Origin of the sequence: uncultured Actinobacillus sp., from assembly GCF_945915845.1 — a bacterium.
GTDB lineage: Bacteria > Pseudomonadota > Gammaproteobacteria > Enterobacterales > Pasteurellaceae > Exercitatus.
In genome coordinates this window covers 15,277-29,821 of the sequence record NZ_CAMEFX010000022.1, presented here as the reverse complement: position 1 = coordinate 29,821, position 14,545 = coordinate 15,277, and the positions used below count along the sequence as shown (strand labels likewise).

Below are 14,545 nucleotides of genomic sequence, written 5' to 3'. Positions count from 1 at the left end.
AATATTCGGATAACTAAACCTTTCAAATGAAACCTACAAAATTAAAAATAGTAACCATGGCATTTTAACGATTAATTGAGAAAATGCAAAAGAACAGAATAGAGTAATACTGAAAAAAGAGAAATTGTATATGATTTTATAAAATGGCACGCCCTAAAGGATTCGAACCTTTGACCCACGCCTTAGAAGGGCGTTGCTCTATCCAGCTGAGCTAAGGGCGCATTCAAATGGATATGTCTTTTGATGGAATTTCAAAGGATATATTTAAGAAGTGGTCGGCGAGATAGGATTTGAACCTACGACCCACTGGTCCCAAACCAGTTGCGCTACCAAGCTGCGCTACTCGCCGACAAGATGTGTGCATTATAGTTTTCTTTTTTTTACAGTCAATGACTTTTTAAAAAAATTTGTTTGATTGATTAATTTTATGGCAATTAGGGTTACATTTATTTCGTTTTTTTGAGAAAATAGCAAACGTTTTCGTGGTCAATTTAATTGAATAAATAAAGGATAAAGAATGCCAGCACAAGTTATATCAGGCACAGCACTTGCTAAAAACATTAAAGCTGAAGTCGCTCAAAAAATTAATCAATATATTGCTCAGGGTAAACGTGCGCCAGGATTAGCGGTGATATTAGTCGGGGCAGATCCTGCCTCTCAGGTTTATGTGGGTAGTAAACGAAAAAGTTGTGAAGAGTTAGGCATCACGTCTAAATCCTATGATTTGGCGGAAACGACAACTGAAGCGGATTTATTGGCATTAATTGACCAATTAAATGCGGATATGACGATTGATGGGATTTTGGTTCAACTTCCTTTACCTAAGCATATTGATAGTACAAAAGTGATTGAACGCATTGCACCACATAAAGATGTGGACGGTTTCCATCCTTATAACGTAGGTCGATTGTGTCAGCGTATTCCTACTTTGCGTGCTTGCACACCTTATGGTGTGATGAAATTGTTGGAAACCACAGGTATAAGTTTGCGTGGTCAACATGCGGTCATTGTGGGTGCATCCAACATTGTGGGGCGACCAATGGCGTTGGAACTGTTACTTGCGGGTTGCACGGTTACTGTCACCCATCGTTTTACGAAAGATTTAGAACATCATATTCGTCAAGCGGATATTTTAGTGGTTGCTGTGGGTAAGCCTGAATTTATCAATGGTGATTGGGTAAAAGACGGTGCTATCGTGATTGACGTGGGCATTAACCGTGGGGCAGACGGTAAATTACGTGGCGATATTCAATATGATAAAGCGGCAGAACACGCAGCATTTATCACACCGGTACCAGGTGGCGTAGGGCCAATGACCGTGGCGATGTTGATGTTTAATACATTATACGCATATGAAACTTATTCATTAAACTAAGTTATCATCAATGTGCGGTTAGATCTGGTAGAAAAATAGAGCTAATTTGACCGCACTTTTTCTTTCTTAAAGAACATAATCCTTAAATTTTCTCTCGACTGAAATTCAATCTTTCGTTATAATTCGCCAGTTTTTACCCAATTTCATTCAATTTTATAAAGGAAAAAAGAATGTCAACTATTGAAACAACTCAAGGTTTAGAACGCCGCGTTACAATTACAATCCCAGCGGCAGAAGTGGAAAATGCAGTGCGTGAAGAATTAAAACGTGCATCACGCAATGTTCGTATTGATGGTTTCCGTAAAGGTAAAGTGCCGGCACAAATCGTAGAAAAGCGCTTTGGTGCATCAATTCGCCAAGATGTATTAAATGACTTATTACCACGTCATTTCTTTGATTTAGCGTTTAAAGAAAAATTAAATCTTGCAGGTCGTCCAACTTTCGCGGTAGAAAGCTTTGAAGATGGCAAAGACGTAGTTTTCACAGCAACTTTTGAAGTCTATCCGGAAGTGGAATTAAAAGGCTTAGAAAATATCAAAGTTGAGAAACCGGTTGTTGAAATTACGGAAGCTGATGTGGATAACATGGTTGAAGTATTACGTAAACAACAAGCAACTTGGGCAGAAAGTGCCGATGCGGCGAAAGCAGATGATCGCGTAACTATTGACTTCGTTGGTTCAATTGATGGCGTTGAATTTGATGGCGGTAAAGCTTCTGATTTCGTTCTTGCGATGGGTCAAGGCCGTATGATTCCGGGTTTTGAAGATGGCATCGTAGGTAAAAAAGCCGGTGAACAATTCGATATCAATGTGAAATTCCCTGAAGAATATCACGCTGAAAACTTAAAAGGTAAAGATGCGAAATTTGCGATTACCTTGAAAAAAGTAGAAAACCAAGTATTACCGGAATTAACCGATGAATTTGTAGCTAAATTTGGTCCAAACACAAAAACTGTGGCAGATTTACGCGCTGAAATCCAAAAAAATATGGAACGTGAGTTGAAAAATGCCTTAGTTTCTCGCGTTAAACAACAAGTCATTGATGGTTTAATTGCTGAAAATGCAATCGATGTTCCGGCGGCTGCAGTCGATCAAGAAATTGATGTATTACGTGAACAAGCGGCGCAACGTTTTGGCGGTAATGCAAAACAAGCGGCACAATTGCCACGTGAATTATTTGAAGAACAAGCAAAACGCCGTGTTCAAGTAGGTCTTTTATTCAGCGCAGTCATTAAAGCGAATGAATTAAAAGCCGATGAAGATCGCGTTAAAGCGATGATCGCAGACATTGCTTCAGCTTATGAGCAACCGGCAGAAGTGGTTGAATTCTATGCGAAAAATGCAGAATTAACCAATAATGTTCGTAACGTAGTGTTAGAAGAGCAAGCGGTAGATGCGGTTCTTGCTAAAGCACAGGTTACTGAGAAAAAAGCATCATTTGATGAAATTATGAATCCAAAAGCTTAATTGTTAAGTTTCTGAATTCCTTAAGTGCGGTTGATTTTGAGCGAGTTTTAAAACTTGCGGCAAATGAACCGCACTTTTGTTTTTAATGACAGTAAAGAGCATGCATTTTGTTTAGATGATAAACATTATCTATTTATTACTTTTTCAGGTAGAATAAGCGAATTATTTTTCGGATAGTATTACGGAGAACTTTATGGCATTAATCCCTATGGTGATTGAGCAAACGGCACGCGGTGAGCGTTCCTTTGATATTTATTCCCGCCTTTTAAAAGAACGCGTCATTTTTTTAACGGGTGAAGTGGAAGACAATATGGCTAATTTAATTGTGGCGCAATTGTTATTCCTTGAGTCAGAAAATCCAGATAAAGATATTAATATTTACATTAACAGCCCAGGCGGTTCAGTGACTGCAGGGATGGCAATTTATGACACCATGCAATTTATTAAGCCGGATGTGCGCACGCTTTGTATTGGTCAGGCTTGCTCAATGGGGGCTTTTTTATTGGCGGGCGGAACGGCAGGAAAACGTGCAGCATTGCCTAATGCGCGCGTGATGATTCACCAACCTTTGGGTGGTTTCCGTGGTCAGGCTTCTGATATTTTAATTCACGCCAATGAAATTTTAAAAATTAAGAACACTTTGAACGAGCGTTTAGCTTTCCATACGGGGCAATCCCTTGAAGTGATTGAACGTGATACGGATCGCGATAATTTTATGTCGGCAGAAGAAGCTCGTGCCTACGGTCTCGTGGATACGGTAATAAGCAAACGCTAAGGATAAGAGATGACACAAGAAAATCATACACATTGTTCATTTTGTGGTAAGTCTCAAGATGAAGTAGGCAAGTTAATTGCAGGGATTTCGGGTTATATTTGTGGCGAATGTATTGAGCAATGTCACGAATTATTACTAGATACGCAAGAAGAAAGCGCTGAAGAAGCTGAAAAAACAGTAGAAGAAAAGTTACCGACACCCCATGAAATTCGTGCCCATTTAGACGATTATGTTATCGGGCAAGATTATGCGAAGAAAGTTCTTGCGGTTGCCTTGTATAACCATTACAAACGCTTGCGTTCAGGGCATAAAACCGATGATGTTGAATTAAGCAAAAGTAATGTTTTATTAATCGGTCCAACGGGAAGCGGTAAGACTTTATTGGCACAAACCTTAGCACGTATGTTGAATGTGCCTTTTGCCATGGCAGATGCCACCACCTTAACGGAAGCAGGTTATGTGGGTGAAGATGTTGAGAATGTCATTCAAAAGTTGTTGCAAAACTGTGATTACGATACAGAAAAAGCAGAACAAGGCATTATTTATATCGATGAAATTGATAAGATCACGCGTAAATCTGACAATCCATCTATTACACGTGATGTTTCAGGCGAAGGCGTACAACAAGCCTTGTTAAAACTAATTGAAGGAACCGTGGCGTCCATTCCACCACAAGGGGGACGTAAACATCCGCAACAGGATATGTTACGTGTAGACACCTCTAAAATTCTATTTATTTGTGGTGGGGCTTTTGCCGGCTTAGATAAAATTGTGCAAAAACGTGTTCATGTTGGCAGCGGTATCGGCTTTGATGCTGAAGTGAAAGGTGAGCAAGATGAATTAAGTTTGACGGATTTATTTAAACAAATTGAAACGGAAGACTTAATTAAGTTTGGTTTAATTCCTGAATTTATCGGGCGTTTGCCTGTGATTGCGCCATTGAGTGAGTTGGATGAAGCCGCTTTAATTCAAATCTTAACTGAACCTAAAAATGCGTTGACAAAACAATATCAAGCCTTATTTGGTTTAGAAGATGTGGAATTGGAATTTACCCAAGACGCGTTAACTGCAATGGCGAAAAAAGCCCTTGAACGTAAAACCGGGGCACGTGGTTTGCGCTCAATCGTAGAAGGCATATTGCTTGATACGATGTATGATTTGCCGTCTTTAGACAATTTGGCTAAGGTCGTGGTAGATGAAGCGGTGATCACTAAGGGTGAAAGTCCAAAACTTGAGTATAAAAAGTAAAAATTCGGGCAAGAAAGTGTCAAAGTAGAAAGTGTCAAAGTGCGGTTAAATTGACCGCACTTTTTGTCTTTACCACGAAATAGTAAATTGAAAGTAATGGTGAAGTGTCTGCTTTGTTGTTATGTCTTGAATTTTGTTTTTTTGCCCCAATGTAGAACCTAGTATGAAATCTAGTAAGTAAAGAAGAGTATAAATGATGAACGCTAAACGCACTCAAAAACGTGAAATTCCCGTTTTACCTTTACGCGATGTCGTGGTGTTTCCTTATATGGTGATGCCGCTTTTTGTGGGACGCGATAAGTCAATTCGAAGCCTTGATCATGCTATGGAAACGGGCAAACAGTTATTGCTTGTAGCGCAAAAACAAGCAGAAGTCGAAGATCCGACTGTCGCAGATTTATATGATATTGGTACGATTGTAAATATCATTCAAATGCTGAAATTACCTGATGGCACTGTGAAAGTGTTAGTCGAAGGTCAGCAACGTGCGGATATTTTACGAATGAGCGATGATGATCATTTTTCTGCGGTGATTGAGCCCATTGAAACCATTATTGAAGCCAATAAAGAGCTTGAAGTGGCACGTAAAGTGGCCTTTGATGAATTTGAAAATTACGCCAAACAAAATAAAAAAATTCAGCCAGAGATGATCAATGCGCTCACAACGATTGAAGACGTTGATCGTTTTGCGGATACTTTAGCTGCGCATTTGCCGGTTTCTGTTCGTCATAAACAAGCAGTGTTATCGCGTGCTAATGTACAGGAACGCTTAGAATATTTGCTGGGTGCCATGGAAAGCGAAACGGATTTATTACAAGTTGAGAAACGTATTCGTGGCAAAGTAAAAGAGCAGATGGAGAAAACCCATCGCGACTATTACCTGAACGAGCAAATGAAAGCCATTCGCAAAGAGCTAGACGGTGATGAAGATGCACAGGCAGACAGCGAAATCGATCAATTGCGCCAAAAATTAGAAGAAGCAAAATTGCCGGCGGAAGCGAAGGAAAAAGTCGAAGCAGAAATCAAAAAGCTCAAAATGATGTCGCCAATGTCTTCCGAAGCGACCGTGGTGCGCAGTTATATTGATTGGATGTTGCAAGTGCCGTGGCACAAACGCACTAAAGTGAAAAAAGATATTCAAAAAGCGCAAGAAATTCTTGATGCGGATCACTATGGTCTTGAGCGTGTGAAAGAGCGTATTTTGGAATATTTAGCCGTACAATCGCGCCTAAACCAAATTAAGGGGCCTATTCTTTGTTTAGTTGGGCCGCCGGGGGTGGGTAAAACCTCTTTAGGGCAATCTATTGCGAATGCTACCGGGCGTAAATATGTTCGAATGGCATTAGGTGGCGTACGTGATGAAGCGGAAATTCGTGGGCACCGTAAAACTTATATCGGTTCCTTGCCCGGTAAATTGATCCAAAAAATGGCAAAAGTGGGGGTGAAAAATCCGCTATTCTTACTCGATGAAATTGACAAAATGGCAATGGATCATCGTGGCGACCCTGCTTCGGCATTATTGGAAGTGCTTGATCCTGAACAAAATACCAAATTCAACGATCATTATTTAGAAGTGGATTATGATTTGTCTGACGTGATGTTTGTGGCAACGTCAAATTCAATGAATATTCCCGGCCCATTGTTAGATCGTATGGAAGTGATTCGTTTGTCAGGTTATACGGAAGACGAAAAACTGAATATTGCGACTCGCCATTTGCTGGAAAAACAAATGGAACGTAATGGCTTGAAAAAAGGTGAACTCACGATTGAAGATAGCGCGATTATTGATATTATTCGTTATTACACGCGTGAAGCGGGTGTGCGTGGTTTAGAACGTGAAATTTCCAAAATTTGCCGTAAAGCCGTTAAACAGTTGTTGTTAGATAAAAAAGTGAAATCTTTAGTGGTCAATAGCGATAACCTTAATGATTATTTAGGTGTTCGCCGTTTTGATTATGGTTTGGCGGATACGGAAAATCGTATTGGTGAAGTAACAGGTTTAGCTTGGACGGAAGTGGGCGGTGATTTGTTGACTATTGAAACGGCTTCTGTGGTAGGCAAAGGTAAACTCACTTTTACCGGTTCATTGGGTGATGTAATGAAAGAGTCTATCCAAGCGGCAATGACGGTCGTTCGTTCTCGTGCGGAAAAATTGGGTATTGCCAGTGATTTCCACGAAAAACGTGATATTCATATTCATGTGCCGGATGGCGCGACACCAAAAGATGGCCCAAGTGCAGGGATTGCAATGTGTACAGCCTTGGTTTCTTGCTTAACGGGCAACCCCGTGCGCGCGGATGTGGCCATGACAGGGGAAATTAGTTTACGGGGTAAAGTCTTGCCAATTGGTGGCTTAAAGGAAAAATTATTAGCAGCACATCGTGGCGGGATCAAAACCGTATTAATTCCAAAAGATAACGTGAAAGATTTGGAAGATATCCCGCAAAATGCAAAAGAGAGCTTGACCATTCACGCCGTGGAAACCATTGATGAAGTGTTAACACTTGCCCTTGAAAATCCGCCACAAGGTGTGGAGTTTGTTAAACTGTCACCGGTCAATGCCGTCAAAGTACCACGAGCGCGTAAGTCGCCGAAAGTGAAACCAACGGTTAATTAAAGCAGGTGCGGTGAAAAATTTGCTTATTTTTCACCGCGCTTTATTTTATAATTTTGGACTTATTGATAAAACATAGGAAAATCCAAATGTCATTTATGGAAAAAATGCACCACATGGCGAATAGCTGGGTGTCAAAAGCAATTCTTGCGGCAATCGCCGTGTCATTTCTCGTATCGGGAATGTATGGGTATTTAGGCTCATCGGCAGATTTGTCAGCGGTTAAAGTGAATGGCGAAGAAATTAGTCAAGAGCAATTCCAACAACGTTACAACGAAGCCTATCAACGTATCAGCCAAGAACTGGGCGAGACAGAATTTGCGGCAGTTGTTGACTCTCCTGAGTTTATTAACGGTTTAAGAACCCGTGTTTTAACGGAATTAATTGATCAAACTTTAATACAGCAATATACCAAAGAATTAAATTTGGCGGTGAGCGATGAGGCGATTAAACGTGCGATTGTGAGCATGCCAAATTTCTTGGTTGACGGTAAGTTTAATAATGAAGCGTATCAATTATTTTTGCGCAATAACAATATGAGCTCAGATATGTTTGCTGCTTCATTACGTGAATCCATGCGTTTAGAGCAATTGCAACAAGGTCTGATTGGAACGGATTTTTTAACACCGGCACAACAGGAACAATTTGCAAGAGATTTTTTCCAAGAGCGTACCGTTCGTGTTGCGAAACTTCCGTTAGCGGATGAAATCGCCAAACAATCGGTGACAGAGCAAGAAGTGGCAGATTATTATAATGCGAATAAAGCGAATTTCGCGATGCCTGAAATGGTAAAAGTGCAATATATTGATTTGACCAAAGCCATTGCAGAAAAATCGGTGGCGGTAACGGATGTTGAAATTCAACAATATTATCAAGATCATAAATCAGAGTTTGCGACAAAAGCACAACAACGTCTATCACACATTCAGGTAGCGACCGAGCAAGAAGCCAATGATATTTATACGGCATTACAAGGTGGCGCGAATTTTGCAGAGTTAGCTAAAACTAAATCAATGGATAAAGGTTCTGCGGCATCAGGTGGTGATTTAGGTTGGTTAAATAATGGCGATTTACCTAAAAACCTTGAAGATGCTGCGATGGCTGTTGATGTAGGAAATTATAGTGCGCCGGTCAACGTTGATGGAAATTTCCATATCGTTAAAGTTGATGATCGTAAACTATCGACAACCTTGCCATTAGAGCAAGTTCGCGGTCAAATTGTGAGTGCAATTCGTCAGGAGTTACTGGCGAACGCTTTCTATTCTCTTGAAAAACAAGTGGCAGAAAAAGCGTTTGAAGATCAATCATCATTAGCTTCGGCTGCTAAACTAGCCGGGGTTGAGGTAAAAGAAACAGGCTATTTTACTCGCCGCGATTTACCAACGGACTTAGATTTCCCTGTTGTGGCTAATGCTATTTTTGATGGGGATGTATCGCAGGGAAATGTCAACTCTGAACCAATGAATGTCGGTGAACAACATTCTATTATCGTTCGTGTTGTTGATCATAAACTCGAAGGTACAAAAACCTTAGATGAAGCTAAAGCGGAAATTAGTGCTTTCTTAACGCGCCAAAAAGCAGAAAAAGTGATGCTTGAACAAGCAAATAAATGGGTTGCTGATTTACAATCGGGTCAAACGCCTGCGGCAGTATCTTTTGGCCATGCCGAAAAATGGGTTTATGCAGAGAAAAAAGATCCTGAATTGACACAAGCGATTTTCTCAATGACAAAACCTGAAAATGGTCAGGCGACCTACAAGGCGACAAAAGCGAATAACGGCGATATCGTTATTGTGGCATTAGATAAAATGACTGATGGTACACCGGATGAGAAAGTCTTAGCGCAATTAAATGCACAAACCTTAGGATTACAGTCACGAGAAGTGCAAGCTAATTTAGTTAAGTCTTTGCGTAGCAAAGCAAAAATTGAAGTGAATGATGCGTTCTTAAAACAAGAAGCGGAATAATATCAATCGAACTTTAGAGATAAAAGCACCAACATATTTTGGTGCTTTTTTTATGAAAACCTCAAAATTTGCTAGTTTTTAACCGCACTTTATGGTATAAAAGCGCGGTTATTTTTGGCTATGCCAGTCATAGCAAAAGTAGCTTAATCTTAAATTTAACAACACACACATACCGCAAAGGTTAAATCGGGGTGCCAAACGGTCGATTTACTTGGTATGTGGAGGCTCAACCCCAATTAAAAGGAAAAAATATTATGGCACAAGTTTCAATGCGCGACATGATTAACGCAGGCGTACATTTCGGTCACCAAACTCGTTACTGGAACCCAAAAATGAAACCATTCATTTTCGGTGCACGTAACGGCGTTCATATCGTGAACTTAGAAAAAACACTTCCGTTATTCAACGAAGCATTAGCTGAATTAACTCGTATCGCTCACAACAACGGTAAAGTATTATTCGTTGGTACAAAACGCGCAGCGTCTGAAGCAGTTAAAGCAGCAGCATTAGATTGCCAACAATTCTATGTAAACCACCGTTGGTTAGGTGGTATGTTGACTAACTGGAAAACAGTTCGTCAATCAATCAAACGTTTAAAAGATTTAGAAACTCAATCTCAAGACGGTACATTTGATAAATTAACCAAAAAAGAAGCGTTAGATCGTTCACGCGAAATGGCTAAATTAGAATTAAGCCTTGGTGGTATCAAAGAGATGGCGGGTCTTCCAGATGCAATTTTCGTAATCGGTGCAGACTACGAACACATCGCAATCAAAGAAGCAAACAACCTTGGTATTCCTGTATTCGCAGTTGTTGATACAAACGCAAGCCCAGATGGCGTTGATTTCCTTATCCCAGGTAACGATGACGCAACTCGTGCAATCCAATTATACTTGGACGCAGCATCAGCAGCGGTAAAAGAAGGCCGTAAAGCTGAAGTTGTAGCAGAAGAAAAATTTGCTGAAGAAGCGGCAGAGTAATCTGGAAATAGGCTAAGCCCTATTAAAACAGGGGGCGAAAGTTCCCTGTTTTACTACCTAATTCTCGTAGGGGTGTGCAAGTATACGCCCTGATAAAACTTTCAAAAAGTGCGGTTAAAATTTACCGTATTTCATATCAAAATCTTAGAGGACAAGAAAATGGCTGAAATCACAGCGGCATTAGTAAAAGAACTTCGTGAACGTACCGGCGCAGGTATGATGGAATGTAAAAAAGCATTAGTTGAAGCAAACGGTGATATCGAGTTAGCTATCGACAACATGCGTAAATCAGGTCAAGCAAAAGCGGCTAAAAAAGCAGGTCGTGTAGCTGCTGAAGGTGTTATCCTTGCGCGCATCGGTGCAGGTTTTGGTGTATTAGTTGAAATGAACTGTGAAACTGACTTCGTAGCAAAAGATGCTGGTTTCTTAGGTTTAGCAAACGAAGTGGCTGATTTTGCATTAGCAAACAAAGGCACAACAATTGATGCATTAGCAGCGGCATTTGAAGAAAAACGCGCTGCATTAGTGGCAAAAATCGGTGAAAACATGACAATCCGCCGCGTTCAATATTTAGAAGGCGAAGTGATTGCACAATACTTACACGGCGCGAAAATTGGTGTATTAGTCGCTGGTCAAGGTTCTGCAGAAGAACTCAAAAAAGTAGCAATGCACGTTGCAGCGTCTAAACCTGAGTTCGTAAACCCAGAAGACGTTTCAGCTGAAGTTGTTGAGCATGAGCGTCAAATCCAAATCGACATCGCAATCAACTCTGGTAAACCAAAAGAAATCGCAGAGAAAATGGTTGAAGGTCGTATGAAGAAATTCACTGGTGAAGTTTCATTAACAGGTCAAGCATTTGTCATGGATCCTTCACAAACTGTAGGTGACTACTTAAAATCAGTTAACACTTCAGTATCTAACTTCATCCGTTTAGAAGTAGGTGAAGGCATTGAGAAGGTAGAAGAAGATTTCGCAGCAGAAGTAGCGAAAATCACTGGTGGTAACGCTTAATCTTTTCTCTTATCAAGAATCAAAAATCCCAGCTTTTGCGCTGGGATTTTTGTTATATAGTCTGTTATTTCAACCTTGTTGATTTGTTGGTGTAATAGACAAATTTGTTGCTAAAAAGTGGCTTAAAGCCTTATAGTATAAGGCTTTAAGCCACTTTTTTGAAATATGAACAAAAAACTGCCCATTTTGCCAAAGTCTGAAAATAAAGAAACATGGTACATCAAATAATATTCAACGATATTTTTGTCATAAATGCCATAAAACCTTTTCCTTCAAAAATAAATTAGACCCAATTAAAATTTGGACTGATTACACATCTGGAAAACAAACCTATCAACAACTTGCCGTTAAATATCATTGTTCAGTCAGAACGATTCAAAGATATATTGATAAAGCCCCTAAAACATCTTTAAAACCGCCTTTAAATCGACATCTGAATATCATTATGGATACAACATTCTTCGGGCGTTATTTTGGTGTATTAGTGCTAATGGATTCCAATTCAAATAACGTCATTGCCCATTATTTTGTCCGAACCGAAAAAGATATTTACTACAAACTTGCTCTAAATAGGTTAAGAGAAAAAGGCTATATAATTCAATCGATTACCTGTGATGGTAGACGTGGTTTGATGAAAGATTTATTTAATACACCAGTACAAATGTGTCAATTTCATATGGTAGCGATTGTGATGCGAAAATTAAGAAAAAAGCACCAATCACAAGCGGGTAAAGAATTAAAAATAATCGCCAAAACACTCACACAAAGCTCGAAAAATGAATTTTATCGGCGATTACATTCTTGGTTTATAAAACACCAAGCGTTTTTAAAAGAACGAAGTGATAAAGCGAATGAAAAAGGCTATTTTCCTTATAAACATCGTAATGTAAGAAGTGCTTATGCCAGTTTAAAGCGTTATATGGATTATATTTTTGTCTATGAAAAGCATCCTGAATTAAATATAGAAAGGACGACAAATCGTTTAGAAGGATTATTTAGTGAACTTAAACGAAAATTAAATAATCACAATGGATTAATAAAAAGACGTAAGATATTGTTTATACAGGATTTTTTAAATAAAAAGAGTTGCTAACATTTAATGAAAATAAACATTAGCAACAATTTTGTCCACTTGGCATAGTTTTTGGCAAAACAGCAACAAATTTGTCTACTATGCCGATTTGTTTCGTTCTTTTAGATAAAAGAAAACCCGATAAGCACCGGGTTTTATAAAAGAAAGAAATTATTTTGCGCAATTACCAATCGTTGGATCAATAACTTCTGTTCCTTCAATATTTCGACCGTGGTCAGTGATTTTTACATTAACTAAAGCAACAGTGCAGTTGTTACGCGATATTGCCTCTTCAATGGCTTTTTGTTCGGCCCAAATACCAATATCGTTATCACTTCGTGCAATAACTTGCTTACCTAATACTAAGTTTTTATTTGTGAAATCGTAGCTTTTAGTGCTGACTATTGTTTTATTATAATTGGTATTGATACCACAAGCAGTTAATGTTGAGGATACCAACAATAACATAAAGAATTTTTTCATTTTTCTCTCCTAATTAGCGTCTATTTCCACAGCCAGGCAAGCTGGTATCTAACAATTGGCGACCAGTAACCCCAACGTTCTGAACCCCATAAAATAAATATGCTCTATTATGTTTAACGGTAACATCGGTTAGTGCAACAGTACATCTATCTTTATCAATAGCTTCTTTTAACGCCTCATTAACATCAGGTGTACCTAATTGGAATATCCCAACAACTACGCTACCACTATAGCCAGAAACAATTGAGCCACGAGAGAAATTTTTTGAATGAGTAATATCAATATTACGGTTACTAAGCACAGAGTACTCTCCAATTGTAGAAGTGCAACTAGCGAGTAACACTGTAGATAAGAGCACGCACAAGAGTTTTTTCATTGAAACATCCTTATGAAATTAGTTAAAAACTGGGTTATATGTTATACTCGCCAAAATATTTGCTCCAGTAACCCAAAGAGCAATTTATCACTCTTTCAGTACTAAAAAATAACTAAAAAGGTCGTTTATGGAAACCTATGAAAAAATCAAAATGATGAGAGAATTGAACCAATGGACGCAGGAAGAAGTGGCTGAAAAATTGGGAATGTCTACAACAGGGTATGCCAAAATTGAACGTGGTCAAACGAATGTGAGTGTTGAAAAATTAAAGCAAATTGCCCAAATTTTTAATATCAATATTGCTCAATTATTAGATGATAATGAAAAACTGGTTATTTGCTCCATTGGCGATAACCATTCAAATTATAATAATTATTTTGGAATGAATGAAAAACTTATTGCTCAAAATGAAAAACAACAATTAGAAATTCAACTAAAAGATGAGCTACTTAAACAAAAAGATGCAGAAATTACCGCACTTAAAGAGTTAATTGAACTTTTAAAAAATGTGAAGTAATACGCATTGTATTCTAAATATGGCAATACGTAAAACTGACTTAATTTCAACCAAAAAAATCCCAGCTTTTGCGCTGGGATTTTTGTTTTATTTATTTATAAAATTTAGAACGGAATTTCATCATCAAAGCTATCCATTGGTGGCTCTGATGCTGCTGGTTTTTGGGCTTGTTGGCGTGGGGCGTTGTAGGTTTGTTGTTGACCACCGAAAGTATCTTGTTGTGCAAATCCACCTGCTGTGCCGCTGTTATTGGCGTTGCGGCTGTCTAACATTTGCATTACATCGCCTTGGATTTCTGTTGTGTAACGATCTTGACCATTTTGATCTTGCCATTTGCGCGTACGTAAACGTCCTTCCACATAAATTTGAGAACCCTTGCGAAGATATTCACCAACGACTTCTGCTTGACGGCGATAGAATACGATACGGTGCCATTCGGTAATTTCACGACGTTCGCCTGTATTACGATCTGTCCAACTTTCACTGGTTGCTACGCTGATATTTGCAACAGCTTCACCATTAGGCATAGTACGGATTTCAGGATCGTTACCTAAACGTCCAACGATAATTACTTTGTTAACGCCTGCCATAAATTTCTCCTAGTTAATAAATTTTTTCTGTCAAAAGTGCGGTGTATTTTGCCTGAATTCTTAAAAAAGAT

At 39.0% G+C, this 14,545-nt stretch carries 13 protein-coding genes and 2 tRNA genes; 10 read left to right on the top strand and 5 right to left on the bottom strand.

The features are described 5' to 3' along the window. Window positions 1–144: 144 nt before the first annotated feature. Both Q0O89_RS06620 and Q0O89_RS06615 read right to left on the bottom strand, forming a co-directional pair. Window positions 145–221: transfer RNA gene (locus tag Q0O89_RS06620), tRNA-Arg, on the bottom strand. Window positions 222–272: 51 nt separating this feature from the next. Further along, window positions 273–349: transfer RNA gene (locus tag Q0O89_RS06615), tRNA-Pro, on the bottom strand. Between the two features lie 168 nt (window positions 350–517). Here Q0O89_RS06615 and folD point away from each other — a divergent pair. From folD to Q0O89_RS06570, 9 genes are all read left to right on the top strand, one after another. Continuing rightward, the gene (gene folD, locus Q0O89_RS06610) at window positions 518–1,375 is read left to right on the top strand and encodes a bifunctional methylenetetrahydrofolate dehydrogenase/methenyltetrahydrofolate cyclohydrolase FolD (RefSeq protein ID WP_135709213.1); all 858 of its coding nucleotides are present in this window, start codon (window positions 518–520) and stop codon (window positions 1,373–1,375) included. A gap of 170 nt (window positions 1,376–1,545) precedes the next feature. Further along, window positions 1,546–2,841, top strand: coding sequence for a trigger factor (tig, locus tag Q0O89_RS06605; protein ID WP_135709212.1), 1,296 nt, complete (start codon window positions 1,546–1,548; stop codon window positions 2,839–2,841). 193 nt (window positions 2,842–3,034) lie between these two features. Further along, entirely contained in the window at window positions 3,035–3,616 is a 582-nt protein-coding gene (gene clpP / locus Q0O89_RS06600) for an ATP-dependent Clp endopeptidase proteolytic subunit ClpP (RefSeq protein WP_135709211.1), read from the top strand. A gap of 9 nt (window positions 3,617–3,625) precedes the next feature. Continuing rightward, window positions 3,626–4,864 carry an ATP-dependent protease ATP-binding subunit ClpX gene (gene clpX / locus Q0O89_RS06595; RefSeq protein WP_293730920.1) on the top strand — a complete coding sequence of 413 codons (1,239 nt, stop codon included), beginning with the start codon at window positions 3,626–3,628 and terminating at the stop codon, window positions 4,862–4,864. A 196-nt stretch (window positions 4,865–5,060) separates the two neighbouring features. Then, on the top strand, window positions 5,061–7,481 hold the full coding sequence (lon, locus tag Q0O89_RS06590; RefSeq protein ID WP_293730922.1) for an endopeptidase La: 2,421 nt from the start codon (window positions 5,061–5,063) through the stop codon (window positions 7,479–7,481). An 86-nt stretch (window positions 7,482–7,567) separates the two neighbouring features. Next, entirely contained in the window at window positions 7,568–9,445 is a 1,878-nt protein-coding gene (gene ppiD / locus Q0O89_RS06585) for a peptidylprolyl isomerase (protein WP_293730919.1), read from the top strand. A 254-nt stretch (window positions 9,446–9,699) separates the two neighbouring features. Beyond that, complete coding sequence (gene rpsB / locus Q0O89_RS06580) at window positions 9,700–10,425, top strand: 30S ribosomal protein S2 (RefSeq protein WP_135709208.1); 726 nt, start codon at window positions 9,700–9,702, stop codon at window positions 10,423–10,425. 159 nt (window positions 10,426–10,584) lie between these two features. Beyond that, complete coding sequence (gene tsf, locus Q0O89_RS06575; protein ID WP_135709207.1) at window positions 10,585–11,436, top strand: translation elongation factor Ts; 852 nt, start codon at window positions 10,585–10,587, stop codon at window positions 11,434–11,436. Window positions 11,437–11,881: 445 nt separating this feature from the next. Next, window positions 11,882–12,529 carry a transposase gene (locus tag Q0O89_RS06570; protein ID WP_293730917.1) on the top strand — a complete coding sequence of 216 codons (648 nt, stop codon included), beginning with the start codon at window positions 11,882–11,884 and terminating at the stop codon, window positions 12,527–12,529. Between the two features lie 150 nt (window positions 12,530–12,679). Here Q0O89_RS06570 and Q0O89_RS06565 read toward each other — a convergent pair whose 3' ends face one another. Both Q0O89_RS06565 and Q0O89_RS06560 read right to left on the bottom strand, forming a co-directional pair. Continuing rightward, on the bottom strand, window positions 12,680–12,991 hold the full coding sequence (locus Q0O89_RS06565; protein WP_293730916.1) for a hypothetical protein: 312 nt from the start codon (window positions 12,989–12,991) through the stop codon (window positions 12,680–12,682). Window positions 12,992–13,004: 13 nt separating this feature from the next. After that, on the bottom strand, window positions 13,005–13,367 hold the full coding sequence (locus Q0O89_RS06560; protein ID WP_293730914.1) for a hypothetical protein: 363 nt from the start codon (window positions 13,365–13,367) through the stop codon (window positions 13,005–13,007). A gap of 127 nt (window positions 13,368–13,494) precedes the next feature. On the opposite strand from Q0O89_RS06560, the gene Q0O89_RS06555 reads away from it, so the two are divergent. Then, a complete protein-coding gene (locus Q0O89_RS06555) occupies window positions 13,495–13,884 on the top strand; it encodes a helix-turn-helix transcriptional regulator (protein ID WP_293730913.1) in 390 nt (129 codons plus the stop codon). Window positions 13,885–13,988: 104 nt separating this feature from the next. Here the strand turns inward: Q0O89_RS06555 and Q0O89_RS06550 are convergent, their stop codons facing one another. Further along, window positions 13,989–14,474: a single-stranded DNA-binding protein gene (locus Q0O89_RS06550; protein WP_276984931.1), complete on the bottom strand. Its 486-nt coding sequence runs from the start codon at window positions 14,472–14,474 to the stop codon at window positions 13,989–13,991. Window positions 14,475–14,545: the final 71 nt, after the last annotated feature.

Excerpts from the sequence above, each read along its gene's own strand:
- folD (WP_135709213.1), top strand. The coding sequence starts at position 518 with ATGCCAGCACAAGTTATATCAGGCACAGCACTTGCTAAAAACATTAAA.
- tig (WP_135709212.1), top strand. The coding sequence starts at position 1,546 with ATGTCAACTATTGAAACAACTCAAGGTTTAGAACGCCGCGTTACAATT.
- clpP (WP_135709211.1), top strand. The coding sequence starts at position 3,035 with ATGGCATTAATCCCTATGGTGATTGAGCAAACGGCACGCGGTGAGCGT.
- clpX (WP_293730920.1), top strand. The coding sequence starts at position 3,626 with ATGACACAAGAAAATCATACACATTGTTCATTTTGTGGTAAGTCTCAA.
- lon (WP_293730922.1), top strand. The coding sequence starts at position 5,061 with ATGAACGCTAAACGCACTCAAAAACGTGAAATTCCCGTTTTACCTTTA.
- ppiD (WP_293730919.1), top strand. The coding sequence starts at position 7,568 with ATGTCATTTATGGAAAAAATGCACCACATGGCGAATAGCTGGGTGTCA.
- rpsB (WP_135709208.1), top strand. The coding sequence starts at position 9,700 with ATGGCACAAGTTTCAATGCGCGACATGATTAACGCAGGCGTACATTTC.
- tsf (WP_135709207.1), top strand. The coding sequence starts at position 10,585 with ATGGCTGAAATCACAGCGGCATTAGTAAAAGAACTTCGTGAACGTACC.
- Q0O89_RS06570 (WP_293730917.1), top strand. The coding sequence starts at position 11,882 with ATGGATACAACATTCTTCGGGCGTTATTTTGGTGTATTAGTGCTAATG.
- Q0O89_RS06565 (WP_293730916.1), bottom strand. The coding sequence starts at position 12,991 with ATGAAAAAATTCTTTATGTTATTGTTGGTATCCTCAACATTAACTGCT.
- Q0O89_RS06560 (WP_293730914.1), bottom strand. The coding sequence starts at position 13,367 with ATGAAAAAACTCTTGTGCGTGCTCTTATCTACAGTGTTACTCGCTAGT.
- Q0O89_RS06555 (WP_293730913.1), top strand. The coding sequence starts at position 13,495 with ATGGAAACCTATGAAAAAATCAAAATGATGAGAGAATTGAACCAATGG.
- Q0O89_RS06550 (WP_276984931.1), bottom strand. The coding sequence starts at position 14,474 with ATGGCAGGCGTTAACAAAGTAATTATCGTTGGACGTTTAGGTAACGAT.